This is a genomic window from Amycolatopsis sp. GA6-003, from assembly GCF_046267895.1.
Classification (GTDB): domain Bacteria; phylum Actinomycetota; class Actinomycetes; order Mycobacteriales; family Pseudonocardiaceae; genus Amycolatopsis.
Genome location: NZ_CP176499.1, coordinates 166,869 through 190,366, shown reverse-complemented (window position 1 = coordinate 190,366; position 23,498 = coordinate 166,869). Strand labels below are relative to the sequence as shown.

At 72.0% G+C, this 23,498-nt stretch carries 22 protein-coding genes; 11 read left to right on the top strand and 11 right to left on the bottom strand.

Annotated elements, in window-relative coordinates:
* Positions 1–157: 157 nt before the first annotated feature.
* From F9C12_RS00800 to F9C12_RS00790, 3 genes are read right to left on the bottom strand one after another with little or no spacing between them, the layout of a single operon-like run.
* Entirely contained in the window at positions 158–1,228 is a 1,071-nt protein-coding gene (locus F9C12_RS00800; RefSeq protein WP_409464341.1) for an aminotransferase class V-fold PLP-dependent enzyme, read from the bottom strand.
* Entirely contained in the window at positions 1,225–1,632 is a 408-nt protein-coding gene (locus F9C12_RS00795; protein ID WP_409467164.1) for a RidA family protein, read from the bottom strand. The genes F9C12_RS00800 and F9C12_RS00795 overlap by 4 nt, the downstream gene beginning before the upstream one ends.
* Positions 1,629–2,930, bottom strand: a complete 1,302-nt coding sequence (locus F9C12_RS00790; protein WP_409464340.1) for an aspartate aminotransferase family protein — start codon at positions 2,928–2,930, stop codon at positions 1,629–1,631. The genes F9C12_RS00795 and F9C12_RS00790 overlap by 4 nt, the downstream gene beginning before the upstream one ends.
* Positions 2,931–3,112: 182 nt before the next feature.
* On the opposite strand from F9C12_RS00790, the gene F9C12_RS00785 reads away from it, so the two are divergent.
* From F9C12_RS00785 to F9C12_RS00745, 9 genes are read left to right on the top strand one after another with little or no spacing between them, the layout of a single operon-like run.
* Positions 3,113–4,360: a M20 family metallopeptidase gene (locus F9C12_RS00785; protein ID WP_409464339.1), complete on the top strand. Its 1,248-nt coding sequence runs from the start codon at positions 3,113–3,115 to the stop codon at positions 4,358–4,360.
* Positions 4,353–5,174, top strand: a complete 822-nt coding sequence (locus F9C12_RS00780) for an IclR family transcriptional regulator (protein WP_409464338.1) — start codon at positions 4,353–4,355, stop codon at positions 5,172–5,174. The genes F9C12_RS00785 and F9C12_RS00780 overlap by 8 nt, the downstream gene beginning before the upstream one ends.
* Before the next feature lie 38 nt (positions 5,175–5,212).
* Complete coding sequence (locus F9C12_RS00775; RefSeq protein ID WP_409464337.1) at positions 5,213–6,169, top strand: thiamine pyrophosphate-dependent dehydrogenase E1 component subunit alpha; 957 nt, start codon at positions 5,213–5,215, stop codon at positions 6,167–6,169.
* On the top strand, positions 6,162–7,145 hold the full coding sequence (locus F9C12_RS00770; protein ID WP_409464336.1) for an alpha-ketoacid dehydrogenase subunit beta: 984 nt from the start codon (positions 6,162–6,164) through the stop codon (positions 7,143–7,145). Before F9C12_RS00775 ends, F9C12_RS00770 begins: the two co-directional genes overlap by 8 nt.
* 15 nt (positions 7,146–7,160) lie before the next feature.
* Positions 7,161–7,979, top strand: a complete 819-nt coding sequence (locus F9C12_RS00765) for an acetoacetate decarboxylase family protein (protein ID WP_409464335.1) — start codon at positions 7,161–7,163, stop codon at positions 7,977–7,979.
* Positions 7,976–9,286, top strand: coding sequence for an MFS transporter (locus F9C12_RS00760; RefSeq protein ID WP_409464334.1), 1,311 nt, complete (start codon positions 7,976–7,978; stop codon positions 9,284–9,286). The genes F9C12_RS00765 and F9C12_RS00760 overlap by 4 nt, the downstream gene beginning before the upstream one ends.
* Positions 9,283–10,812: a purine-cytosine permease family protein gene (locus F9C12_RS00755; protein WP_409464333.1), complete on the top strand. Its 1,530-nt coding sequence runs from the start codon at positions 9,283–9,285 to the stop codon at positions 10,810–10,812. The genes F9C12_RS00760 and F9C12_RS00755 overlap by 4 nt, the downstream gene beginning before the upstream one ends.
* Positions 10,809–11,339 carry a nuclear transport factor 2 family protein gene (locus F9C12_RS00750; protein ID WP_409464332.1) on the top strand — a complete coding sequence of 177 codons (531 nt, stop codon included), beginning with the start codon at positions 10,809–10,811 and terminating at the stop codon, positions 11,337–11,339. Before F9C12_RS00755 ends, F9C12_RS00750 begins: the two co-directional genes overlap by 4 nt.
* Positions 11,336–12,838: an amidase family protein gene (locus F9C12_RS00745; protein ID WP_409464331.1), complete on the top strand. Its 1,503-nt coding sequence runs from the start codon at positions 11,336–11,338 to the stop codon at positions 12,836–12,838. Before F9C12_RS00750 ends, F9C12_RS00745 begins: the two co-directional genes overlap by 4 nt.
* Before the next feature lie 32 nt (positions 12,839–12,870).
* Here F9C12_RS00745 and F9C12_RS00740 read toward each other — a convergent pair whose 3' ends face one another.
* The 4 genes from F9C12_RS00740 to F9C12_RS00725 form a co-directional block, all read right to left on the bottom strand.
* Complete coding sequence (locus F9C12_RS00740) at positions 12,871–13,869, bottom strand: zinc-binding dehydrogenase (RefSeq protein WP_409464330.1); 999 nt, start codon at positions 13,867–13,869, stop codon at positions 12,871–12,873.
* Between the two features lie 206 nt (positions 13,870–14,075).
* The gene (locus F9C12_RS00735) at positions 14,076–14,738 is read right to left on the bottom strand and encodes a response regulator transcription factor (protein WP_409464329.1); all 663 of its coding nucleotides are present in this window, start codon (positions 14,736–14,738) and stop codon (positions 14,076–14,078) included.
* 10 nt (positions 14,739–14,748) lie between these two features.
* Positions 14,749–16,389: a right-handed parallel beta-helix repeat-containing protein gene (locus F9C12_RS00730; protein WP_409464328.1), complete on the bottom strand. Its 1,641-nt coding sequence runs from the start codon at positions 16,387–16,389 to the stop codon at positions 14,749–14,751.
* Positions 16,389–17,780 (bottom strand): BTAD domain-containing putative transcriptional regulator, encoded by a 1,392-nt coding sequence (locus F9C12_RS00725; protein ID WP_409464327.1) that lies wholly within the window; start codon positions 17,778–17,780, stop codon positions 16,389–16,391. Before F9C12_RS00725 ends, F9C12_RS00730 begins: the two co-directional genes overlap by 1 nt.
* Before the next feature lie 34 nt (positions 17,781–17,814).
* On the opposite strand from F9C12_RS00725, the gene F9C12_RS00720 reads away from it, so the two are divergent.
* Complete coding sequence (locus F9C12_RS00720) at positions 17,815–18,489, top strand: response regulator transcription factor (RefSeq protein WP_409180071.1); 675 nt, start codon at positions 17,815–17,817, stop codon at positions 18,487–18,489.
* A complete protein-coding gene (locus F9C12_RS00715) occupies positions 18,486–19,736 on the top strand; it encodes a sensor histidine kinase (protein WP_409464326.1) in 1,251 nt (416 codons plus the stop codon). The genes F9C12_RS00720 and F9C12_RS00715 overlap by 4 nt, the downstream gene beginning before the upstream one ends.
* Positions 19,737–20,040: 304 nt before the next feature.
* Here the strand turns inward: F9C12_RS00715 and F9C12_RS00710 are convergent, their stop codons facing one another.
* The 4 genes from F9C12_RS00710 to F9C12_RS00695 are packed head-to-tail and all read right to left on the bottom strand — an operon-like array spanning position 20,041 to position 23,489.
* Complete coding sequence (locus tag F9C12_RS00710; protein ID WP_409180069.1) at positions 20,041–21,252, bottom strand: hypothetical protein; 1,212 nt, start codon at positions 21,250–21,252, stop codon at positions 20,041–20,043.
* Positions 21,253–21,266: 14 nt separating this feature from the next.
* Positions 21,267–21,701 carry a hypothetical protein gene (locus F9C12_RS00705; RefSeq protein WP_409464325.1) on the bottom strand — a complete coding sequence of 145 codons (435 nt, stop codon included), beginning with the start codon at positions 21,699–21,701 and terminating at the stop codon, positions 21,267–21,269.
* 11 nt (positions 21,702–21,712) lie between these two features.
* On the bottom strand, positions 21,713–23,074 hold the full coding sequence (locus F9C12_RS00700; protein WP_409464324.1) for a hypothetical protein: 1,362 nt from the start codon (positions 23,072–23,074) through the stop codon (positions 21,713–21,715).
* Positions 23,075–23,090: 16 nt separating this feature from the next.
* On the bottom strand, positions 23,091–23,489 hold the full coding sequence (locus tag F9C12_RS00695; RefSeq protein WP_409464323.1) for a hypothetical protein: 399 nt from the start codon (positions 23,487–23,489) through the stop codon (positions 23,091–23,093).
* Between the last annotated feature and the right edge of the window lie 9 nt (positions 23,490–23,498).

Genomic DNA, 23,498 nt, shown 5'->3' with positions numbered 1-23,498 from the left:
CCGCGACGGCAGTGGGCCTTGCGGAATCTTGTTGCCGCGCAACCACACAAGTTAAACAACAAGCGGAGAGGGTGTTGCGGGACCTGGGCGGCTAATCGTTGCTGTCTTCTGTCAGGCGGCGGACTGCATCGGTGTCGATCGGGCCTGACGGGACCCGCTAACCCGCCAGAACCCGCACCGCTGCCGCGACGTCCTCCTCGGTGTTGAAGTAGTGGAACCCGAACCGCACGCGGTCGCCGAGGGCCGTCGCGCGCACGCGGGCCTTCGTCAGCTCCGCCGCCAGTTCTGGGGCGCGATCCGTTGCCACCACGGCGATCTGCGACAACGGCCCGTCCGTCACCCGGCGGTAGCCCAGCGCTCGGGCCTCGTCGAGCAGCGTTCCGGCCAACCCCACGACATGGCGATCCACCGCCGCCGTATCGAGGCTGGACAACAAAGTCAGCGCGGCGCACGCGCCGACCCACGAGAACCAGGCCGGGGACGCGTCACAGCGGGACGCCTCGGCAGCCAGTTCCAACGGGCCGCCGAAATAGCCGTGCGGCGGGGAGGCCGACTTCCACCCGGGTGCGAGCGGCGTCAGCTCGGCCACCCGGTCGGGGCGCGCCACCAGCCAGGCCGTGCCGCGCGGGCAGAGGAGCCACTTGTATCCGTGCACGGCGAGGTAATCCGGGCGGACCGCGGCGTAGTCGAAGTGCAGCGCTCCCAACGACTGGGTGAGGTTCACGAACAACCGGGCCCCGACCTCGTCGGTCGCGGCACGCAGCGCGGCGAGGTCGAATCGCTGTCCTTCGCGGCTGGTCACTTCGCTGACCGCGAGCAGTGCGACTTCCGGGTCCAGCGCGGCGATCAGGTCCTCGACCCCGCGAGCCGGGACGCTCACCACGTCGTGCCGCGCCAGCCATGGATACCGGTTGCTGCGGAACTCCTCCTCGGCTACCACGACCTTGCCGCGGGGCAGGGAATTCGCGACTGTCGCGGCGGCCTCGGCGAGGGACGAAACCGCGGCGACCGTTGCGGAAGACACCCCGAGGCAGTCCGCGAAAAGCGTGCGGGCCCGAGCGGACGCGCCGTCCCACTCGAGCCAGTCGAAGGTTCCGGACGACCAGCCGTCGAGGGCTTCCCGGAGCGCGGCGACGACCGGTGCCGCGCCCGGCGGAGCACCGGGCGTGTCCAGCCAGACCTGGTCGGCCAGTGCCGGGAACAGTGCGCGGAACTCGTCCGGGGTCATCGCGGCACCGCGGCGGTCGCCTCGATCTCGACGACGATCTCCGGCCGGGCGAGCGCCGACACGACGACCATCGACTGCGTCGGCCAGTCCGGGGAAGGAAACCACCGGGCGAACGTCTCGCCGACGGCGGCGCGGAAACCGGCCAGGTGCTCGGTTCCGGCGACCATGCTGAACACCTTCACCAGGTGTTCCGGACGGGCGCCCGCGGCGGCGAGCACGCGTTCGAGGTTCGCCAGCACTTCGCGCGTCTGGGTCTCGGCGTCCGGTCCGGCGAGGGTGCCGTCCGGCAGGGCACCGATCTGCCCGGAGACCACCACCAGATCGTGGTCCGCCTCTACCCGGGCGACGTGGCTGTAGAAGCCAACGGGAGCGCCGACGGTCTCGGGATTCCAGCGCTTCATCAGTTGTCCTCCTTCATCGCGAGGTGCACGGCCGACAGCGAGTCTCGAAGCACGGACAGGGCTTCGTCGGCTTCGGCGACGGTGACGGTCATTGGCGGCGTCACGCGCAGCACGTTGCCGAGCAGGCCGCCGCGGCCGATCAGCAGACCTCGCTCCCGCGCGGCTTCGAGCACCGCGCCGGTCGCGGCGACGGCGGGTTCGCGCGTGCCCGGAAGCACCAGTTCGACGCCGATCATCAGGCCCATTCCGCGGACCTCGCCGATCAGCGGGCTGTCGATCGCGCGCAGGCCGCGCATGAGGTGTTCGCCGACCTTGTCCGCGTTGGTCTGCAGATCGTGGTCCAGCAGATAGTCCACAGTGGCCACTCCGGCCGCGGTGGCCAGCGGATTGCCGCCCGCGGTGGAAATCGAGTTGGCGGTCAGGCAGTCCATCAGGGACGCGCTCGCGACGACCCCGCCGATCGCGACGCCGTTGCCCAGCCCCTTCGCGAAGGTGATCGCGTCCGGCACCACGCCGAAGCCGTTCATCGCGAAGAACGACCGCCCGGTCCTCCCCCAGCCCGACTGGACCTCGTCGGACACCAGCAGGATGCCGTACTCGTCGAGGATCTCCTTCATCGCCGGGAAGAACCCTTCCGGCGGGGTCGCGAACCCGCCCGCGCCCTGCACCGGCTCGGCCAGCAGGCAGGCGACGTCCCCGGCGGTCGACGTCTCGAGGATCGTCCGCAGTTCCTCGGCGCAGGCGGCGACGAACCCGGCGTCGTCGAGGTGGCGGAACGGGCTGCGGTAGCGGTAGCCGCTGTGCACGTAGGTGACCGCGAGCGGGCTGAGCGCGGTCGCGGACCAGCCGCGGATGCCGGTCGCCGCGACGGTGCCGAACGAGCGGCCGTGGTAGCTCCCGCGCAGCGCCAGCACCTGGTGCGACCGGCGTTGCTGGGTGGCCAGCAGCAACGCCGCCTCCACCGCCTCGGTGCCGGAGTTGACGAAGAAGACCCGCGCGTCGGCGATCCCGGACCGGCGGGCGATCCGCTCGGCCAGTTCGACCTGGTTGCGGATCATGTACAGCGTCGAGGAGTGCAGCAGCCGCCCGGCCTGCTCCCGGATCGCCGCGGTGATCTCCGGGATGTCGTGGCCGACCATGGTGGCCAGCAGGCCGCCGAAGAAGTCGAGGTACTCGCGGCCCTCGCCGTCGGTGACGCGGCGGCCGGTCCCGCGCACCAGCTCGATCGGGTCGTCGTAGTACAGGCTCAGCCAGCTCGGCATCACCTGGCGGTGCCGCTGCAGCAGCTCGGCGTGGGACACGGGGCCTCCTCGGGGCGGGCGACGGGGTCCAGCGGACCGTAGGCGCCCGCCCGGCCGCGCCACTTCCGTCCGCGCGCCGAATTTCAGATAATCCAAAAACGGGTTCACTTTGCTGCACCGGGCCCGGCCGGCGGCGCAGAGTTTGCCGATCCGACGACGGGGACGGCGAACTGGAGGTGGCGATGCCTCGACCGACTGGGCACGACGTGCGCTCGCGCGTCGACGCGGTGGCTGAGGACCTGCTGGAGCTGCTGGCCGCGACGGTGCGCGCGCCGAGCGAAAGCGGCTGGGAGGACCGGGTCGCCGGGGTGTACGCGGACTGGTTCGCCGGCCGCGGCTGGCCGGTGACGAGGCAGCTGATCGGCCCGACCGGCCTCGCCGGGGGCGAACCGCGGCCGGATTCCCGGGAGAACCTCGTCGCCTGGTATCCGCGGCGGCGCGGGCTTCCGTGCGTGGTGCTCAACGGGCACCTCGACGTCGTTCCCGCCGGCGACGAGCAGCAGTGGACCCATCCGCCGTACTCCGGGCTGCGCCAGGGCGGGCACGTCCACGGCCGCGGTTCGGTAGACATGAAGGGCGGCATCGCGGCCGGCCTCTACGCGCTGGCGGCGCTGGAAGACCTGGGCATCGAGCTGCCGTTCGACGTCGCGGTCCAGCTCGTCGTGGCCGAGGAAACCACCGGCGTCGGCACCCGGGCGGCGGCGCTGGAGGTGCCGGACCCGGTCGCGGCGCTCGTGCTGGAGCCGACCGACGGCGCGATCGTGCCGATCAGCACTGGGCTGCTCTTCTTCACCGTCGACGTCACCGGCGTCGCCGCGCACACCTCGGCTCCCTGGCGCGGAGTGGACGCGTTCGAGCTGCTGATCCGGGTGTGGGAGGCGCTGGCGGAGTTCGCGCGCAAGCGGTCGGCCTCCTACCGGCACCCGCTGTTCGACGAGGTCCCGACAGCCATCCCGTTCGCCGTCGGCACCGCGCGCGCCGGAAGCTGGCGTGCGGCCGTGCCCGACTTCGCGACGATGTCCGGCCGGATCGGGCTCAAACCCGGCGAGGACCCGGATTCGGTCCGCCGGGAGGTCGAGCGGGTGCTGGCGGAAGTCGCGGCCACCGACGACTGGCTGCGCGAGCATCCGCCGGTCGTCCGCTGGGACCACGAAGGTCTCCCCGGTTGGGAAACCCCGGTGGACAGTCCGCTGGTCGCCGCTTTGCGGTCGGCGCAGCAGGAGGCCGCCGGCGCCGAGATCCTGACCGGGTTCACCGCGGGTTCGGACGCGGCGTACTTCGGCTCGCGCGGGGTTCCGACGGCGATCTTCGGCCCCGGCGAAGTCACTAAGGCCCACGCACCCGACGAGTCTGTCGCCGAACGCGATGTCGTCGCGGCAACGGAGGTGCTCGCCTTGGCGCTGGCCCGGCTGGAGGTGGGCGATGGCTGACGGTTCGACGACGGTCCTGCACACGCTGGAGCGCGGCCTGCAGGTGCTCGAAGCGGTCGCGGCGGCGGACGGCTCGGCGACGGCGAAGGTGCTGAGCCGCCAGCTCGGCATCAAGATCGGCACTTGCTACCACCTGCTCCGCACGCTCGTCGCGGGCGGCTACCTGCTGCGCCTGCCCGGCGGCCGCTACGACGTCGGGCCGCGGGCGGCGTCGCTGAGCCGCCACCTGCAGCGGCGGTCCGGACCGTCGCCGGAACTGGCGCTGATCCTCACCCGGCTGCACAACAAGACGCAGGAAACCTCCTACGTCGCCGGCTGGCACCACGGAACGCTGACCCTGCAGCACTTCCTGTCCGGCCTGCACACGCTGAACGTCGGCAACCTCGACGTCGGCTACACCGGCAGCATGCACGCCCGCGCCTCGTGCAAGGCCGTGCTCGCCTTCCTGCCCGAGGAGCAGGTGGCCGCGATGTTCGACGGCGTGCCGATGGAACCGGTCACGCCCAACACGATCACCGACTACGAAGCGCTCGCCGCCGACCTCGCCGCGATCCGCCGCCGCGGCTACGCCTTGGACCTGGAGGAATTCAGCGCGGGCGTGTGCTGCGTCGCCGCTCCGTTCTTCGGCGAGGGCGGCGTCCCGGCGGGCGCGTTCACCGTTTCCGTGCCGCAGCCCCGTTTTGTCGAACGACAGGCGTGGCTGGTCAAGGAAGTCCGCGAGGCGGCCGTGATGGCCAGCGGCCTGCTGCGCACCGGACGCTTGGTCGTGCCCACGCCCGAACAATCGACGTGGTCCGGCCGCGACGTTTCCTGACTTTTTTCCCTGTCCCGAAAACGAAAGTGGGTACCCCCATGCCCGAAACCGCCGCACTGCTGCGCCATTTCGAGGCGATGCAGCGCATCCGTTCCTTCGAAGAGGAAGTCGCCCGCCTGCGCGGGACCGGCGACATCGTCGGCTCGGTCCATCTGTGCAACGGCCAGGAAGCCATTTACGTCGGAGCCTGCGCCGCGCTCGACCTCGAACGCGACGCGGTGTTCCCCACCTATCGCGGCCACGGCTGGACGCTCGCCTGCGGTGTCCCGCCGCGCGCGCTCTTCGCCGAGCTTCTCGGCCGCCAGACCGGAATCAACGGCGGACGCGGTGGTTCAGCTTACTTCACCGCGCCGGAACACGGGATGTACGGCGAGAATTCGATCGTCGGCGCCGGTGCCCCGATCGCCGCCGGAGCCGCGCTCGCCGCGACCTTCGACGGTTCCGGCCGGGTCGCGCTCGCCGCGTTCGGCGACGGCGCGCTCAACCAGGGCGCGGTGCACGAAGCGATGAATTTCGCCGCCGTACGCCGGTTGCCGGTGATTTTCCTGGTGGAAAACAACCACTACTCCGAGCTGACGCCCATCGCCGACATGGTGCGCATCGACAAGCTTTTCCGGCGCGCGTCCGCCTACGGCATGCCGGGCGCGCGGATCGACGGCAACGACCCGGAGGCCGTCCGCTCCGCCGTCGCCGAGGCCGCCCGCCGCGCCCGCGACGGCGAAGGTCCGGTGCTGCTCGAAGCCATGACCCAGCGCATCGTCGGCCACTACATCGGCGACGCCCAGCACTACCGCCCCGCCGGGGAGCTGGACGCGGCCGCCGCCGCGGAGCCGATCGGAGCGCTGCTGTGGGACCTCCTTTCGGCAGGCGTCGCACAGTCCGAAGTGGACATCGTGGTCGAGCGGGTGCGCCGCGAGATCGCCGACGCCTCCGCCCAAGCCCTCGCCGACCCGATCGCCGATCCCTCGACCGTTCTGGAGCACCTGTATGCCTGAGACGAAGAAACTGTCCTACTCCGAGGCCGTCAACGCCGCGTTGCGCCGCGCGCTCGACGAACGGCCTGAAACGCTGCTGTTCGGCGAGGACGTCGGCAAGCCCGGCGGCGTGTTCGGCGTGACCAAGGGACTGCACAAGCAGTTCGGCGACCGCGTTTTCGACACCCCGATCTCGGAGTCGGCGATCCTCGGCGGCGCGGTCGGGTCGGCGATGTTCGGCCGGCGGCCGATCGCCGAGATCATGTGGGTCGACTTTTCCCTGGTGGCGCTGGACCAGCTGGTGAACCAGGCGGCGAACGTCCGCTACGTGTCGCGCGGGGCGCTGTCCGCGCCGATCACCGTCCGCACCCAGCAGGGCAGCGCGCCGGGCGCGTGCGCGCAGCATTCGCAGAGCCTGGAAGCCTTCTTCGCGCACGTGCCCGGTCTGCGCGTCTGTCTCCCGGCCACCCACCAGGACGCCTACGACCTGCTTCTTTCCGCCGTCTGGTGCGACGATCCGGTGGTCGTCATCGAGAACCGCACGCTGTATCACGCGGGCAAGGAAGAGGTCGAGGTCGGCGGCCCGATCCCGGAAATCGGCGGTGCCGCGGTCCGTCGCCCCGGCACCGACGTCACGGTGCTGACCTGGGGCGCCATGCAGCACCGCGTTCTCGAAGCCGCCGAACGGCTTTCCGCCGACGGCATCGACGCCGAGGTCATCGACGCGCGCTGGGTCCGGCCGCTCGACCTCGACGCGGTCCTGGAAAGCGTGCGCCGCACCGGCAGGCTCGTCGTCGCCCACGAAGCGCACACAATCGGCGGATTCGGCGGCGAGGTGGTGGCCGCGGTCGCCGAAGCCGGGGTGCCGCTGAAAAGCCCGCCGGTCCGGGTCGGCGCGCCCGCCGCCCGCATTCCCGCCGCACCGGTCCTCGCTGGCGCGGTCATCCCGACCGCCGACGTGCTCGCCGAAGCCATCTCCCAAGCCGTCCGCGCCTGATCTCCGGAGACTCCCATGCCCCCTGCCCTTCCCGCGGTGTCCATGCCCGCGTTCGCGCCGCTGTACGGCGTCGGCGCGGAATCGGTGGACCTGCGCTGGCTCACCGTCGAATACCGCACCGATCCCGAGGTGCTCGCCGGGCTGCTGCCCGCCCCGCTCACGCCGGCCGGCGATCCGCGCGCCGCCGTTTGGGTCGCCGAATTCCTCGGCGCCGAGTTCCGTCTTCCCGACGGCACGGTGGAACGGCGTCCGCCCTACCTGCAGGCCGGCGTCTGCGTCCAGTGCCGCCGCCACGACGAGGTGGGCGCGTACCCGCTCACGTTCTTCATCGAGGGCCTCAACCACGGCACGCTCGGCCGGGAAATCTTCGGGCTGCCCAAGAAACAGGCCCGCGCCGTGACGCTCGACGAGGACGGTTCCGCCGCGACCGGCCGGATCGTGACCGCGAACGGCATCGAGGTCGTCACCGTCACCGCGCGGGCCGCCCGGCGGCACCGCGAGATCGACCCGATCCCCGGCTGGTTCGCCCGCCATTTCACGCTGAAGCTCATCCCGAGCGCCGAGGGAACCGGGTACGACATCAGCCGCCTGGTGCACGTCCCGTTCCGGACCTCGCTGCCCGGCGAGGGCTGGGAAGGCTCCGCCGACGTCGTCCTCCGGCCGTCCGCTTCGGACCCGATCAGCGCCTTGCCCTGCACCGAAGTCGTGACCGCACGGTACGGCCGGGTCCGGCTCGAGGTCGGCTTCGGCAAGTACCTCGACCACGTCGACCGGATCCCGGTCCTCGGCGCCCCGGACTGGGGCGCCGAGGCGGAGAAAGCGAGCGTCCGATGACCACCGCGGCGGCCCCGGTCCGCACCACGATCACCCGAGCCCAGCGCACGTCGATCATCGCCGCGTGCATCGGGAACTTCATCGAGTGGTACGAATTCGTCCTCTACGGCTACCTCGCCTCCACGATCGCCGTCCTCTACTTCCCCGTCGCCGATCCGACCGCCGGGCTGCTGCTGACCTTCGCGGTGTTCGGCGTCAGCTTCGTGGTGCGGCCGCTCGGCGGCGTGGTGTTCGGCTACATCGGCGACCGGTACGGCCGCCGCAGCGCGCTGTCGGCGATCATCCTGCTGATCTCGCTGGGCACCGCGCTCATGGCGGCGGTGCCGCCGTACGCCTCCATCGGCGTCGCCGCCCCGATCCTGATCCTCGTGCTGCGGCTGGCCCAAGGCCTGTCCGCGGGCGGCGAATGGACCGGCGCGGTCTCCTACATCATCGAAAGCGCGCCGCCGGGCAAACGCGCGTACTACGGCAGCTGGCAGACGATCACGATCGTGCTCGGCATGATGGTCGCCGGGCTGTCCAGCCTGCTGTGCACCGAACTGCTGAGCCCGGCCGACCTCCAGTCGTGGGGCTGGCGGATCCCGTTCCTGGCGGCGCTCCCGCTCGGGCTGGTCGGGCTGTACCTGCGGCTGCGGCTCGGCGAAACCCCGGCGTACGCCGAACTCGCCGCCGAGGACAAGCACGAACGCGCGCCGCTGCGGGCCACCCTGCGGCACGACTGGCGCTCGATGGTCCGCATCGCCGCGCTCGTCTGCTCGCCGACCATGTGCACCTACGTGCTGCTCGTCTACGGGCCCACCTATCTGGCGACCGAACTGCACGTGCCGCCCGGGCGGGCCAAGGTCGCCGGGTTCGCCGCGATGACGATCCTGATCGTGCTCACCGTCGTCTTCGCCCGGATGTGCGACCGGATCGGCCGCAAGCCGTTCCTCATCGCCGGCGCGGCGTGGGTCCTGGTGACCGCTCCGCTCGGATTCTTCCTGCTGCACCGCACTTCGCTGGGGTTCCTGATCGCCGGTCTCGGCGTCATGGTGGTCGGCGAAGCGCTGATGCTCGGGCCGCAGCCGGCGCTGTTCGCCGAACTGTTCCCCACCGCCCGCCGCTACAGCGGGGTCGGAATCGGCTACAACGCGGGCGTCGTCCTCTTCGGCGGCGCCGGGCCGCTGGTCGCCACCGCGATCCTCGAAGCGACCGGAAGCACCTACGCGCCCGCCTGGTATCTCGCCGGGGGCGCGCTGATCAGCCTGGTCGCGGCGTTCCTGACGCCCGAGACCCGGCACAACTCCCTCCAGGGAGGAACGCCATGACCGAAGCGTGGGCCGAAAACCGCGAGGACTACGCGCTGCGCCCGGTGCCGCCGAGCTACCAGAAGTGGAGCGTGCCGTCGCTGTTCGGCGTCATGTTCGGCATCACCACCGCGATGTTCTTCTTCTCGTGGGGCGGCACCCTGGTGCGCGCCTACGGGACCGCCAACCTCGTTCTCGGGCTGGTGCTCGCCACGGTCGTCGTCGGTGCGCTGGCATATTTGTGGACCAGCGCCGCGTCCCGCACCGGGCTCGGCTCCGACCTGCTCACCCGCGGCGCCGGGTTCGGCTTCCTCGGCTCCACCGTGACGTCGCTGATCTTCGCGGTGAACTCGGTGCTGTTCTTCGCCTTCGAGGGCTCGATCATGGCCAACGCGGTGATGGCGCAGTGGCCATCGGCGCCGCCGTGGGCCGTCTACGCCGGGGCGGGCGCGGTGTTCATCCCGCTGACCTGGTACGGCCTGCGGCTGGTGAACATCCTGATGTGGGTGACGCTGCCGGTGTTCGCGGTCTTCATGGCGCTGACCGTCTGGCACGCCGCGCACACTCCGGCCGACGTCGGCTTCTGGTCCTACCGCCCGGCCGGCGGCGCGGATCCGGCGGCCGGCCCGCCGGTGCTGCAATTGCTCGCCGCCGCGTTCGGGGTCGCCGGGACCATCCCGGTCGCCGCGGACTTCGGCCGGTTCATCCCGGCGAAGCGCCGCCGCGTCGGGTCCTTTGTGGTCGGTCCGGTGTTCGCCGCGGTGACCTTCCTCGGCCCGACGCTGCTCGGCGCGTGGCTGTCGCTGCGGTTCGGCGAGACCGACCCCGGCAAGTACCTGCCCGGCGTGTTCGGCGTGTGGGGCGTGCTGTTCGTCGTCACCACGCAGCTGCGGATCAACCTGAGCAACGCCTATTCCGGCTCGTTGCAGTTCGCCGGGTTCTTCTGCCGGGTGTTCGGCGTGACGCCCGGGCGGCACTGGTTCGTGGTGCTCACCGTCGTCCTGGGCGCGGCGGCGATGTTCGGCGACCTCTACAGCCGGCTCAACGCGGTGCTCACCTTCGGCGGCGTGTTCATGCTGGCGTGGATCGCCTGCGTGGTCGCGGACATGACGATCAACAAGCGGTTGCTGCGGCTTTCCCCGCCGCAGTTCGAGTACCGCCGCTCGCGGCAGCCGGCGTTCAACCCGGTCGGGCTCGGCGCCATCGCCGGTGCGCTGATCGTCTCCGCTCCCCCGGCCTTCGGGCTGTTCGGGCCGCTGGGCATGACGCTGGCTCCGTTCATCGCCGCGGCCGCCGCGTTCGTGCTGGTGCCCGCGATCGCGCTCGCCACGAAGGGCCGGTACTACTCCGTCGCCTCGACGGCCGGGGAAATCGCCGCCGAGGATCTCGTGGAGTGCGTGGTGTGTTCCGAACGGCACGCCAGCGCGGATTTCGTCTCCTGCCCGTTCCATCGCGGCAGCGTCTGTTCGGTGTGCTGCGCCGCCGAACGCGCCTGCCATTCCGTCTGCAAGACCGCATCCGTTGCCCTGGAAAGGACCCCGGCATGAACGACGACCTGCTCGCCCGCGTCCAGCGGCTGGAAGACCTGGAAGCGATTCGGCGGCTCAAGAGCGAGTACGCGCGCACTTGCGACCTCGGCGCCGATCCGGACGCGCTGCTGGCGCTGTTCGCCCCGGACGGGGATGTCGTGTGGCGCAGCAACGTGTTCGGCGAGCACCAGGGGCGTGAAGCGATCCACAAGTGGTTTTCCGGCGTCGCTGGGATGATGCCGTGGGCCGCGCATTTCATGGTCAACCCGGTGATCGGCGTGGCCCCGTCCGGCGACACCGCGCACGGCCGGTGGGACCTGCTCGAATTCACCACGATGACCCGCACCGACGGCTCCGGCGAATACGAACCGGTGGTGATGACCGGCTGGTACTCCGACGAATTCCGCAAGGTCGGCGGCAAGTGGTATTTCGGCACCATCGACATCGCCATGCAGCAGATGTCCGGCTGGCACGAGGGCTGGGTGCGCGAACCCCATCGCGGGGGCGACCCGCTGGTGGTCGCCGCCGGGCGGGCGCTGCGGTGAAGGCTCCCGACAACCGCAGGCAGGCCGAGCGGCTCGGCCTGCCGGTCAGCCCGGCCGAACTCGCCGCGGCGGAGGAACTCGTCGCGGAGATCCTCGAGACGGTCGGCTCGCTGCCCCGGCCGGAGCCCTCGGCCGCGCCGCCCCGGCCGGTGCGCGCTCCGTCAACAGAGGACGATCCGCTGCACGCGGTGTCCTGGTGGACGGACGCCGAACCGACCGGATCCGGTGCGCTGGACGGGGTCCGGGCGGCGGTGAAGGACTGCGTCGCGGTGTCCGGCGTCCCGATGACGGCCGGTTCCGCGCTGCTCGCGGACTTCCGGCCGGACGCTGACAGCACGGTCGTCGCCCGGTTGCGGGCCGCGGGGGCGCGGATCGTCGCGACCGCGCGGATGGACGAACTCGGCCTCGCCGCGGGCGGCGACACCGGACCGGGCGGCGCGGTCCGGAACCCGTTCGACCCGGCGCGCACCGCGGGCGGCTCGTCGGCCGGGTGCGCGGCCGCGCTCCACTACCCCGGAGTCGACGTCGCGGTCGGCGCGGACCAGGGCGGTTCCGTCCGCGTCCCGGCGGCCTGGTGCGGTCTTTTCGGCCTCAAACCCACCCGCGGCCTGGTTCCGGCGACCGGCACGCTGGGGATCGACCACACCGTCGACCACCTCGGCCCGCTCGCCCGCACGACCGCCGACCTCGCCCGGGTCCTGGACGTCCTCGCGGGTCCGGACGGCGAGGACCCCCGCCAGCGCGACCTGCCGCCGCCGGCCGGCTGTTCCGCCGCGGTCGCGGACGCTCCGGCCTCGCTCGCCGGGGTGCGGCTGGGGTTGGTCCGACTTTCCGGCACCGCACCTGAGGTCCAGGCCGCGCTGGAGCTGACGGTGGCCGCGCTGACCGAACTCGGCGCCACCGTCGTCCCGGTGGACCTGCCGGAACTCGCCGACGCGGGCGCGCTGTGCTTCGGCACGACCGTCGAAGGCACCGCCGCGCTGCTGGCCTCCGGAGGGAACGGGTACCAGTGGCAGGGCCGGTATTGGCCGGAGCTGGCACGCGGGCTCGCCCGCGGCTGGCGCGAACGGGCCGGGGATCTCGGCGTGGCCGCGAAAGCCGTCCTGCTCGCCGGTTCGCACCTGCAGGAAACCTACCGGGGCGAGTGGTACGCGCTCGCGCAGAACGCGCGGGTTCGTTTGGTGCGGGGATACGCGCGTGCCCTCGACGGCGTCGACGCGCTGCTCACGCCGACCACGCCCGGACTGCCGTATCCGGTCGAGGCCTCGTCGCCGGTCGAACGGATCCGGCGAGGCTGGGCGGTGCTCGCGAACACCGCGCCGGCCAACCTCACCGGGCACCCGGCGCTGAGCATGCCGCTGGCGGAAGCCGACGGCCTGCCGGTCGGGGTGATGCTGACCGGCAGGCACTTCGAGGACGCGCGGCTGCTGCGGATCGCCGCGGTGTGCGAACGGGAGATCGGCGTCCGGCCGGGCACCGCCACCAGCTTGCCGAACTGATCGCCTCGGGACGCTGGTGGCATCCGGCCGGGTCAGCCGATCGCTACCACCAGTTTCCCGAACTGATCGCCCGCCGCCAGGTCGGCGAGCGCCCGCGGGCCGTCCGCCAGCTCGTAGACCTGGTGCACCTCCGGACGCAGCCGGTGTTCGTTCACCAGCGCGAGCATCCGCTCGAACTCGCGTGCGCTGCCCATCGACGTGCCCAGCAGGCTGATCTGCCGGAAGAACAAGGCGCGCAACGACAATGCGACGTCCGCGCCGGTGGTCGCGCCGAGGGTCACCATGCGTCCGCCGGGGCGCAGGACGGACAGGCAGGCGTCGAAGGTCGCCGAGCCGATGCTGTCCACCACCAGGTCCGCCGGGGCGCCCAGCTCGGCGGACCAGTCTCCCCCGCTGCCGATCGTCCGGTCGGCGCCCAATTCCCGGGCCCGGGCCAGCTTTCCGGGGCTGCGCGAGGTGACGCTGACTGTCGCCCCGGCCGCTTTCGCCATCTTCAGCGCGAACGTCGCCACCCCGCTGCCGATGCCCGGCAACAGCACGTGTTCCCCGGCCGCCAAGCCGCCGCGGGTGAACAGCGCCCGGTACGCGGTGAGCCCGGCCAGCGGCAGCGCGGCGGCTTCCGTCCAGCTCAGGTGCCCGGGTTTCGGGAGGACGTTCCCCGCCGGGACGACGACGCACTCCGCCAGCGTGCCGTTCGCCGGAACCCCGAGGATGTCGGGGATTTCCGGCACGTCGCCCGGTTCGGCCCAGCCCAGCGTCGGGTTGACGACGACCTCGCTGCCGAGCGCGACCTCGGCCTCCGCGCCGGTTTCGACCACCACGCCCGCGCCGTCCGAGCCCAGCACGACCGCCTCGTCGGCCGGACCGCGACTGTCCACTAAGAACAGATCGCGGTGGTTCAATCCGGCGGCCTTCAGTCGCACGACCACTTCGCCCGGACCTGGGCGCGGCACTGGCACCTCAGCGACCCGCACCCCGCCCAGTCCTGTCTCGCCGCCGTGGACTACCGCGCGCATTGTTTTCGTTGTCACGTCAAGGAAGTTAACAGCGGGACGGCGCCGCGGACGACCCGACGCGAATCCTGTCACAGCAGGGAATTTTCAGATGGTGAACCGTGCCGGGGAACTCCGCCGGGCCCCGGCGGGTTCGAAACAGTTCTTCCGGCTTCAGCAAAGCGAGAGCAGCTCCGCGATCTCGATCCGCGCCAGCTGGGCGCCGACGCACTTGTGAAGAGAAACTACCCCGCGAACCGGTAACCCACCCCGCGAACCGTCTCGATCAGCTCGGCACTCCGCAGCTTCCGCCGCAACTGCCGGACCACCACCTCCAGCACGTTCGACTCCGGATCCGCCATCCGGTCCCACGCGTGCTCGATCAGCTCCTTCCGCGGCACCGGCGCACCGCCCGCCGCCATCAATCGTTCTAGGACCAGGAATTCCTTCGGGGCCAAGGTGAGCAGCACGCCCGCGCGGCGCACTTCGCGCGTGCCCGCGTCGAGTTCCACGTCGCCGCGGCGCAGGACGGCCGGGCGGGCCTGCGGTCCGGGGCTCAGCCGGCACAGGCTGCGCACCCGCGCGACCAGTTCGGCCATCTCGAACGGTTTGACGAGGTAGTCGCCGCCGAGGCGCAGGCCCTCGACCCGGTCGGCGGTGCTGTCGCGCGCGGTCAGGAACAGCACCGGCACCAGCCAGCCGGACTGGCGGCGGTACTGCACGTAGCCGAGGGAATCGCCGGCGGGCAGCATCCGGTCGAAGACCACGCAGTCGTAGGCGTTGACGAAAAGCGCTTCGTCGGCGACCGGCAGATCCGCCACCGCGTCCACGGCGAATCCGGCGCCGCGCAGCGAAACGTCCAGCGCCGTCCGCAGATTGTCATCGTCTTCGACCACCAGCACCCGCACGAAGCCCAGGTTAGCGGGCCACCGCCGCCTCGACGTCGGCGATGCTCAGGCTCCGCAGCTCCTCGCGCGTCGGCACCCGGCCGAGCAGCCGCAACCGCTGGGACTGCGACTTCCGCACGCCCTCGAACAACCGCCGCGCGTCGCGGGCGTTGCCGAAGTTCTCGTCGCCGGAGATCCGCGCGAAATGCTCCGCGAGCACCGGTTCCGCGGCCCCGTCGAGGGCGTAGTCCTGGCCGGCCGCCATCCGGCCGATGATGTCGAGCAGCTCGCCGGGGGTGTAGTTCTCGAATTCGATCGTCTTGCCGAACCGCGACGCCAGCCCGGGGTTCGCCGCCAGGAACCCGGCCATCTCCTTCGTGTACCCGGCCGCGATCACGGCCACCTCGTCCCGGTGGTCCTCCATCAGCTTGACCAGCGTGTCGATCGCCTCCTGGCCGAAGTCGCCGCCCGCCGAGCCCGCCCGCGACAGCGTGTAGGCCTCGTCGATGAACAGCACCCCGCCCCTCGCCTCTTCGAAGATCGTCGCGGTCTTCTCCGCGGTGTGCCCGATGTACTGGCCCACGAGATCGCGCCGCGACACCTCCCGGAACTGGCCGTGCGGCAGCACCCCCAGCGCTCGCAGCAGCCGCCCGTACAGCCGGGCCACCGTCGTTTTCCCGGTGCCGGGCGCGCCGGCGAAGATCAGGTGGTGGCTCGCGCCGCCGACCGGAAGACCCGCGTTCCGCCGCCACTCGTTGACCTGCAGTTCGTCCACCAGCGAGCGCACTTCCGCCTTCACCCGCGGGAGCCCGACCATCGTGTCGAGTTCGGCCAGCAGCTCGTCCGGGGCCCCGGAACCGGCCGGCCCCCTCGCCTCGACCACGGCCGGATTCGCGCCTTCCGCCAGGCGAATGCCCGGCTCGGCGGTGTTGTCCACCCGGCACTCCTCGATCGTGCCGCCGCATCCGGCCGCGAACGCGATGCCGACTCCGCGCGAATCCCGGACAGTGCACTTCCGGAGCACCGGCGCGCTGTGCTGCGCCACGGCGATCCCGTCCGAACCGGTCCGCGAGACGGCGCAGTTTTCCAGCACCGGGCGGCTGTATTGGTAGACGTAGACCCCGCGCAGCCCGCAGCCGGACACGGTGCAGCCGCGCAGCACCGGCGCGGCGCCCATCCCGATCACGATGCCGTCGCCGGTCACTTCCTCGACTACGGTGTCCGCCAGGCTTCCCGGGCTGCCTTCGATCAGCACGCCCTGTTCGACCGCCTTGAGCGAGCAACCGGTCAGCTCGAACGCCGCCGTCCCCTCGATCCGCACCGCGGGCCCGCGCCCGCCGGTGATCGAGCAGTCGCGCACGACCAGCTCCGCGTTCTCCGCGGACAACGCGGCCGCCTCCCCGGCGTGCAGCTCGATCCCGCGCAGCGTCAGGGATCCGCCGGTCGCGCGCAGCACCGGATGCTCCGACCCGCCGCCGTCCACGATCACCCGCGCCCCGGATTCCGCCGCCAGCGTCACGTGCAGGCCGGACAGCTCGAGCACCTCGCGGTACCGGCCCTCGGCGACGGCGATCACCGCGTGGTCCGGGGCGGCGGCGAGCGCTTCGCCGATCGTCGGGTACGCGCCGGGCCGGTCGGCGACCAGGAGCCGGCGTGCGTTCGGCGTCGTCATCAGCCCGCCTCGGCCATCAGCCAGCCCCGCCCGGCCGCCTTCGCCCCGGCCTGGAACCGGCTGCGCGCGCCGAGCCGGTTCATGATGTCCGCGACCATCCGCCGGACGGTGCGCACCGAGATGTCCAGCCGGGCCGCAGCGGATTCGTCGGTGCTGCCGGAACACAGCAGCGTCAGCAGATCGCGTTCGCGGCGGGTGAGCCCGGCGGCGCCGTCCCGGTCGTCCAGGCCGGTCGGGATCAGCGGCACGGCGTCGGGCCAGATCCGGTCGAACAGCCCGGCTGTCGCGGCGACGACGCCGGGCAGCCGGAAGACCGCGGCGGACGAACCCGTCCGCTCGTCCGGCAGCACCGCCGCCGCACGGTCGACGACCAGCGCGTCCATCGGCACGCCGGCCTCGGTCCGCACGTCCGCCCCGGCAATCGCCAGACCGCCGAGCGCGCCGGACAGCCGCGCCGAATCGGGGCACAGCACGCGGTAGCGCACGCCTGGCCGCAGCGTCGCCTGGCCCAGCCGGCGCACCGCGTCCGCCGGTCCCGGCCCGGCGGTGCTGCACATGATCAGCACCTCGCTCGTCGCGGACGCCAGCAGCCCGTCGATCCCGGCCGGCCGCGGCGCGGAACCGCCGCCCGCGACCAGGCTGAGCTTCGCGCCGGTGCCCGGCTGCCGGGCCTGCAGCACTTTTCGTTGCGCGGCAACGAGTTCCGGTCCCGGTTCCAGTCCGAGTTCGCGGGCCAGCAGCTTCCGCGCGTGCTCGAACGCGGCCAGCGCCTCGGCCGGGCGGCCGGCTCGCTGCAGCGCGAGAACGAGCCGCACCCATCCGCTTTCGCGGAGCGGGTCGCGGTCGGCGACCTCGCGCAGCAGCGTGATCGCGTCCGCCGCGCGATCCGACGCGAGATACGCCTCGGCGAGCAGGCAGCGGATCTCCGCGCGCCGCTCCTCCCATTTCGCCGCGGCCGCTCGCGCGCCGTCGAACTCGAGGCCCTCGAACGGCTCTCCCCGCCAGTGCCCCAGCGCCGCCGACAGCCGCTCGGCGGCGGTCTCGTACTCCGCGTCGGCCAGCGCGGCACGGCCGGACTCCGCCAGCGTTTCGACCAGTTCGGTGTCCAGCTCGCCCGGCAGCACCTTGATCCGGTAGCCGCCCGGCCGGCTCTCCAGCCGCTCCCCCACGCTCTGCCGCAGCTGCCACACGTAGCTGCGCAGATTGCGCAGCGCCGAGGCAGGCGCGGCCTGTTCCTGCCAGATTCCGCCGATCAGCTGATCGACTCGGACCCAGGCGTTAGCGTGCAGGAGCAACAACGCCAGGAGCGCGCCCGGCTTCGTCGCCCTCAGCTCGATGCGGGTGCCGCTCGACGGGCGCGCCTCGAGCGGACCGAGTAGTTGAAACTGCATGCGCTAACTTTCCATCGGGACACCTGAGGTTTGGATGACAACGGTGATGGTCGTCGAGGACGACGAGAACATGCGGGTCGCGGTCGCCGCGCAGCTGCGCGCGGCCGGGCTCGGCGTGCACGTCTGCGGAGACCTCGCCGCCGCCGGGAGAGCGCTCGGCGCGCACGGGTACGACTGCGCGGTGTTCGACCGGATGCTGCCCGACGGCGACGCGCTCGGCTACGTCGACGCGCTCCGCCGCCAGGGCTGGCACACGCCCGTGCTGTTCCTCACCGCGCGCGATTCGCCCGCCGACCGCGTCGCCGGGTTCGAGCACGGCGCGGACGACTACCTGGTCAAGCCGTTCGCCATGGCCGAATTGACCCAGCGGGTGCTGAACCTGTGCCGGCGCAGCGGGTCCGACCGGCCCTCGGTGCTCCGCCACGCCGACCTCGTGATGGACTGCGCGCGGCGCGAGGTCCGCAGGGCCGACGTGCTGCTCACCCTGTCGAACAAGGAGTTCGCCGTGCTCGAGTACCTGCTCGTCCGCTCCGGGCAGGCGGTGAGCCGGGCCGAACTGCTCGAGCACTGCTGGGCCGCGGCCGCGGACGAGATGGGAGACAAGTCCAATCCGGTCGACGCGGTGGTGAAACGGCTGCGGCGCAAGCTGCGGGAACCGGAACTCGTCCACTCCGTGCGCGGTCTCGGCTACCGGCTCGGCGTTCGGTGAACGGCTCCGCCGCCGACCGGCTGCGCCGGCTCCGCTGGGTCCTCACCGCGCTGTTCACCACGATGAACGCGATCGGGCTGATCGTGCTCGCCTGGATCGTGATCGACGAGGACGCCAGCCGCGGCATCGCCGAGACCACCGCGAGCCTCGACCGCGTCACGGCGGCGGTCAGCAGGCAGGTCGGCTACGACGGCGGCGTGGTCAGTTTCGCGCTGGTGAACAGCGACGAGCTGAACAACGGCTGCCCCCAGTTCGCGATCCTGCCCGGCGGCGCGCAGACCTTCCGGCCGCATTTTTCGAACCGCACCTGCGTGCCGATGGACACCGGCGTGCTCAACGGGCTCGCCGCCGACGCGATCCGCACCGGCGGCCTGGTCGAGGGCTACCAGCAAGGCACCGACGGCCGTTCCGTGCTGGTGCGCGCGCAGCCGCTGCTGAACCCGTCCGGGAAGTACCTCGGCGCGGTCGTCGCGGTCGCCGACCTGACCGGCACGCAGTCCGCGCACACCCGGTTCGTGCTGCTGGTGGTCGGCGGCTGCGTGCTGCTGATCGCCGTGCTCGGCTTCGCCGGGCACCTGCTGTCCGGCCGGTCGATCCGGCCCGCGGCGGCGGCGCTGCAGGAACAGGAAGTGCTGCTCGCCGAGACCGCGCACGACCTGCGCAGCCCGGTCGCCGCCCTGCGCGCGCTGGCCGAAACCGCCCAGGCGAACCCGGATCAGCGCGCCGCGCTGCTGCCGCGGACGGTGCAGCTGGCGTCCGACATGGGCAGCATCATCGACAGCCTCCTGGTCCGCGCCCGGCTCGCGGCGGGGGTCGAACAGCTGCACCTGCAACCGGTCTGGCTCGACCAGCTGGTCACCGACATCGCGGAGAGCACGCATACCGGAGGCGCGCAGGTGACCGTGACCGCGGCCCCGACGAAGGTCAACGCCGACCCGACCCTGATCCGCCGCGCGGTCGGCAACCTGCTGGACAACGCCGTCCGCTACGGCAGGCAGCCGGGCGCGGAAGCGATCGTGCACATCACCGTCTACGGCGGCACGGTCACGGTGGCCGACCACGGCCCCGGCATCGACCCGTCGACCGCCGCGGACGCGTTCGACCGCTTCAGCAGCACGGGCGGCTCGTCGGGCCTCGGGCTCTCGATCGTCCGCTGGGTGGCGCAAGCGCACGGCGGAGTGCTGTCGGTGTACAACGCGGACGAGGGTGGGGCGATCTTCGAACTCCGCTTCCCGCAGGCGGCGTGAGGGACGGGCCCGGGGGTTCGGTTCGGCTGCGAGGTTGATCCGCTCGCGCAGTGCGGTCTCCCCTTTCCGGCGAGCAGACTGACGGCCGGACCGAGGAATTCCGGCCCGGCCGTCGACGTTCGTCCGCGGAGTTGATCGACTCCGCTCGCGCGAACTCCCTTCCCCCACGCAACCTGACGGCCGAGAAAGCCCGGCCCGGCCGTCACCGCTCGTCCGCGAAGGCGATCGACTCCGCCCCCGCGAACTCCCCCTCCCTCACGCAACCTGACGGCCAGACCGAGAAACCCGGCCCGGCCGTCACCGCTCAGCGTTCGTCCGGGTAAGCGATCAGCTCCACCGTGCCCGTCCCCGATTCGCCGAACCGGCCCGGGCCCGGAGCCGAGGCCTCCGGACCGCCGCCGGTCCGGCCCCGGAGGGCGACCGTCACCCCGTCGTGGGCGGTGGAACGGCGGCGTCCGCCGGCCGAGTGGCCGTCGGTGTTCTCGGCCGCGCCCGGGCGCAGGGTTCCGGCGGTGGCGGCGCCCATGCCGTGCGGCGTCATCGGCGGCAGCATTCCGCCCGCGCCTCCCCGGGCCGAACCACTCGCCGTGCCTTCCGGTTCCGCGCTGCCCCGTTTCGCCGCGGGGGAACGCATCGCGGGCATCGCGCCGAGTCCCGCGCCCGCCGCGCCCAGTGCGCCGAACGGAAGTCCCGAGGCGACCGGCGCGGAGCCCGCCGGGGAAAGGCCCGGCATCCCGCCTAGCGCGCCGCCCAGGTCGCCCGGCGACAGCGAGCCCGGACCCAGTCCGGCGAGCGCGAGACCTTGCCCCGACTTCCAGTCCTCCGGGTTCAGGCTCAGGCCGTGCGCGTTCGCGGCTCCGTTCAGGTTCACCCCGCCGGTCAGCTTCGACAGGTCCGCGGAAGCGCCCGATCCGCCGCCGATGCCCGCGGCCTGGGCGAGGCTTTGCACTTCGGTCAGCAGGTTCACCGCCGCGTCCGCAGTCTTCACCGCGTCGGCCGAGGAAATGGCGAAGTTCGGGATCAGGTCCGCCGGGTTCGTCACGCCCGCCGCCCCGCACACCGCGAGCATCGCGCCGTCGTACTGCGCGCCCAGTTCGTTCATCACCGTCGCGGAGCTTTGCCAGGCCTGCAAAGCCAATTCCCAGGTCAGCGGGTTCATCCGGGCAGCGGCGTATTCGGCGTAGAAGCCTTCGACCAGCCCTTGGGTCACCGGCAGGGTGTCGGCCAGCGCGTTCAGCTGCGTCGAGACCTGCGACGCGGCGATCCGGTCGCTCCAGGTCGTCAGGTCGGCGATCGACCGGCCGACCTTGGCCTCGAACGAATCCGCGGCCTTGTCCTGCCAGCCGGCCAGGGTCACGGTCCCGGCGTTGCGACGCAGTTCCGCGGCGGCGGTCTGGCTCCAGGCATGCACCTCCGACCACATCGTCGCGGCCGAGCGCAGGGTCGGGATGTGCGCCTGTTCGGCGTCGATCATCGCCTTGTGGAAATCGGGAAGCAGCACGTTGTAGGGAATCACCGGTCAACTCCTCTTCAGACGGATTCCGGGGCGGACGGATGTTCCGGCGCGGCGCCGCCGGTGCCAGTGCCGGTGCTCGCGCCCGGGGTTTTCCCGCTGCCGGAACCGGAGAACTGCTTCAGCACGCCGATTCCCTTGTCGGCCAGCTTCATCGTGGACGTCGCCAGGTCGATGCTGTTGATCAGATCGGTCGCCTTGTACTGCGCGGCGGCGGCCTTCACCTTCGCCGAAATGGTCGTCAGGTCCTCGCTGGTGTTGCCGATGTAGGCACCGACCACGCCGGTCGCGGCCTTGTCCAGCACGGCCATCAGGATTCCCTCGACCGTGCCCAGCGGGCTGACCGGCTCCCCCAGCCTGGCCAGCGACGCGGGCGGTGCCGGGGCCTTGGTCTGCGCGGAGAACACCGCCATCGCCTCGGGATTCCCCTTGATGAACGATGCGTCGGACATCTTTCCCCTCCTCAGGTTCGGTAACTGCGTTCCGGGCCGGCGCTGCCGACCTGCCACAACTCTTCGTCGAGCACTTCGGCCGGCGCGCTCTCGACCGCGGGCTGCGGTTTCTTGCGCGCCTTCGCCGGGACCGGTTTCCTCCGCTTGCCTTCGGCGTCCCGTCCGGCCAGCACCACTCCGGTCTTGCCGTCGGCCTTCCGCGACCGCACGGCGTTGACCTGTTCGGCCGCCCCGGGCCGGATTCCGCCGGAACCAGCGCCGCCCCGTCCGGCCCCGGACTGCGGCGGATACATCGGCGGCATGCCGCTGCTGCCTGCGGTTCCGGCCCCGGCCGTCGTCACCGACCCGACCGGCGGGGTTCCGCCGGACAGCGCGGATTGCGCCACGTTGGACGGGACCGGGCCGCCGAGTCCCCCGCCCGCCCCCGCCGGGCCGCCGACACCGCCGCCGCCGATGCCGGCTCCCGCGCCGCCGCCGACCGCGCCCGCGAGCCCCGGCAGCCCGGAATCCGCTTGCGGCAGCGGCGAAAAGTCCGCGGGCTGATACAGCTCGGCGGGGTCGAACGCGGTACTCACCGGATCGGGCACCTGCGCGAGGTTTCCCCCGGCGCCGCCCGCGTTCTTCGCCAGGTCGAGCGCCTTGCCCGCCACGTCGGCCGCGTTCTTCGCGGTCTCCAGCGGCGATTCGGGCGAGTCGCCCGCCGGGGTCTGCGCGGGATCGTCCGGATCGGGAACTTCTTGCGGCGACGGGCTTTCCCGCGGATTCGCCGCGTCCGGATCGCCGCCGCCGCTGTTCGGCGCGGCCGGACCCGGACCCGGCTGATCCGCGGGGGAAGCCAACCCGACCTTCGGGTCCCCCGACAACTGCCTGCCGGGAGCGGCGAACAGCTGGGAAGCCACCTCCCGGTAGTGCCCCGCCAGGCCCTCCAGTTCGACGGCTACCGCGTTGCGCGCCGTCTCCGCGTCCGAGTCCGACGCGTCCCGCGGCAGGCTCGCCATTTTGGCGTCCGCGAAAGCCCGCGCGCCGTTGATCGCGCCGATCAGGCCGTTGATCGCCTTGCTGATCGCGTCGGTGGTCGTACTGGTCGTCCAGGGGCCGCCCGATTCGGGGCCGCCGGCCATCTCGTCGGTCCAGGACTGCGCGACCCGCACCACTTTGAGCGCCTCGGCGTCGAAGGCGGTGCCCGCGAAATCCGTCCAGGCGGCGCCGAGGTCGAGGCGCATCCGGTCCAGTTCGGCCGCTCGCGCCGCCAGCCACGGGCGGATCTCGGTCCACATCGCCGAAGCGGCGTTGAGCAAGGGCACGTGCTGGTCGGCCTCCGCCACGATCAGGTCGCGGAGTTCGCCGAGCTTCATGCTGCGGTAGTCGATCATGCCGGTCGCCCGCTTCCTAGTGCTGCTGACCGGAAACGAGCGAAGGCAGCACGGCGGGAAGGCCGTCGCCGGTCATCTTGCCGAACTCGGTGCGGGTGTAATCGTCGAAGGCGGCCCTCGCGAGTTCGTTTCTGTTAGTTTCGTCGGTGAAGCGGTAGTTCTGCGCCGCGTGGTGGGCGAAAGTGCCCAGTGCGTTGACCGTCTCCTTGAACTGGGTGAGGAACCGGTAGAGCCGGTCGGTGGTGGTGCTGTCCGCGTCCAGCACGGATTCGTGGCCGTTCACCATGCTGCCGCAGCCTCCGCCGCCCCGCCCGGCCACCAGGTCCGGGACCGGGATCCGGGCCAGGTTTCCCGCGTTCTCGGCGAACCGCTCCATCGCGGCCGGGACGCCCGCCATTCTGTCCGGTGGTGCCATCGCGCTCTC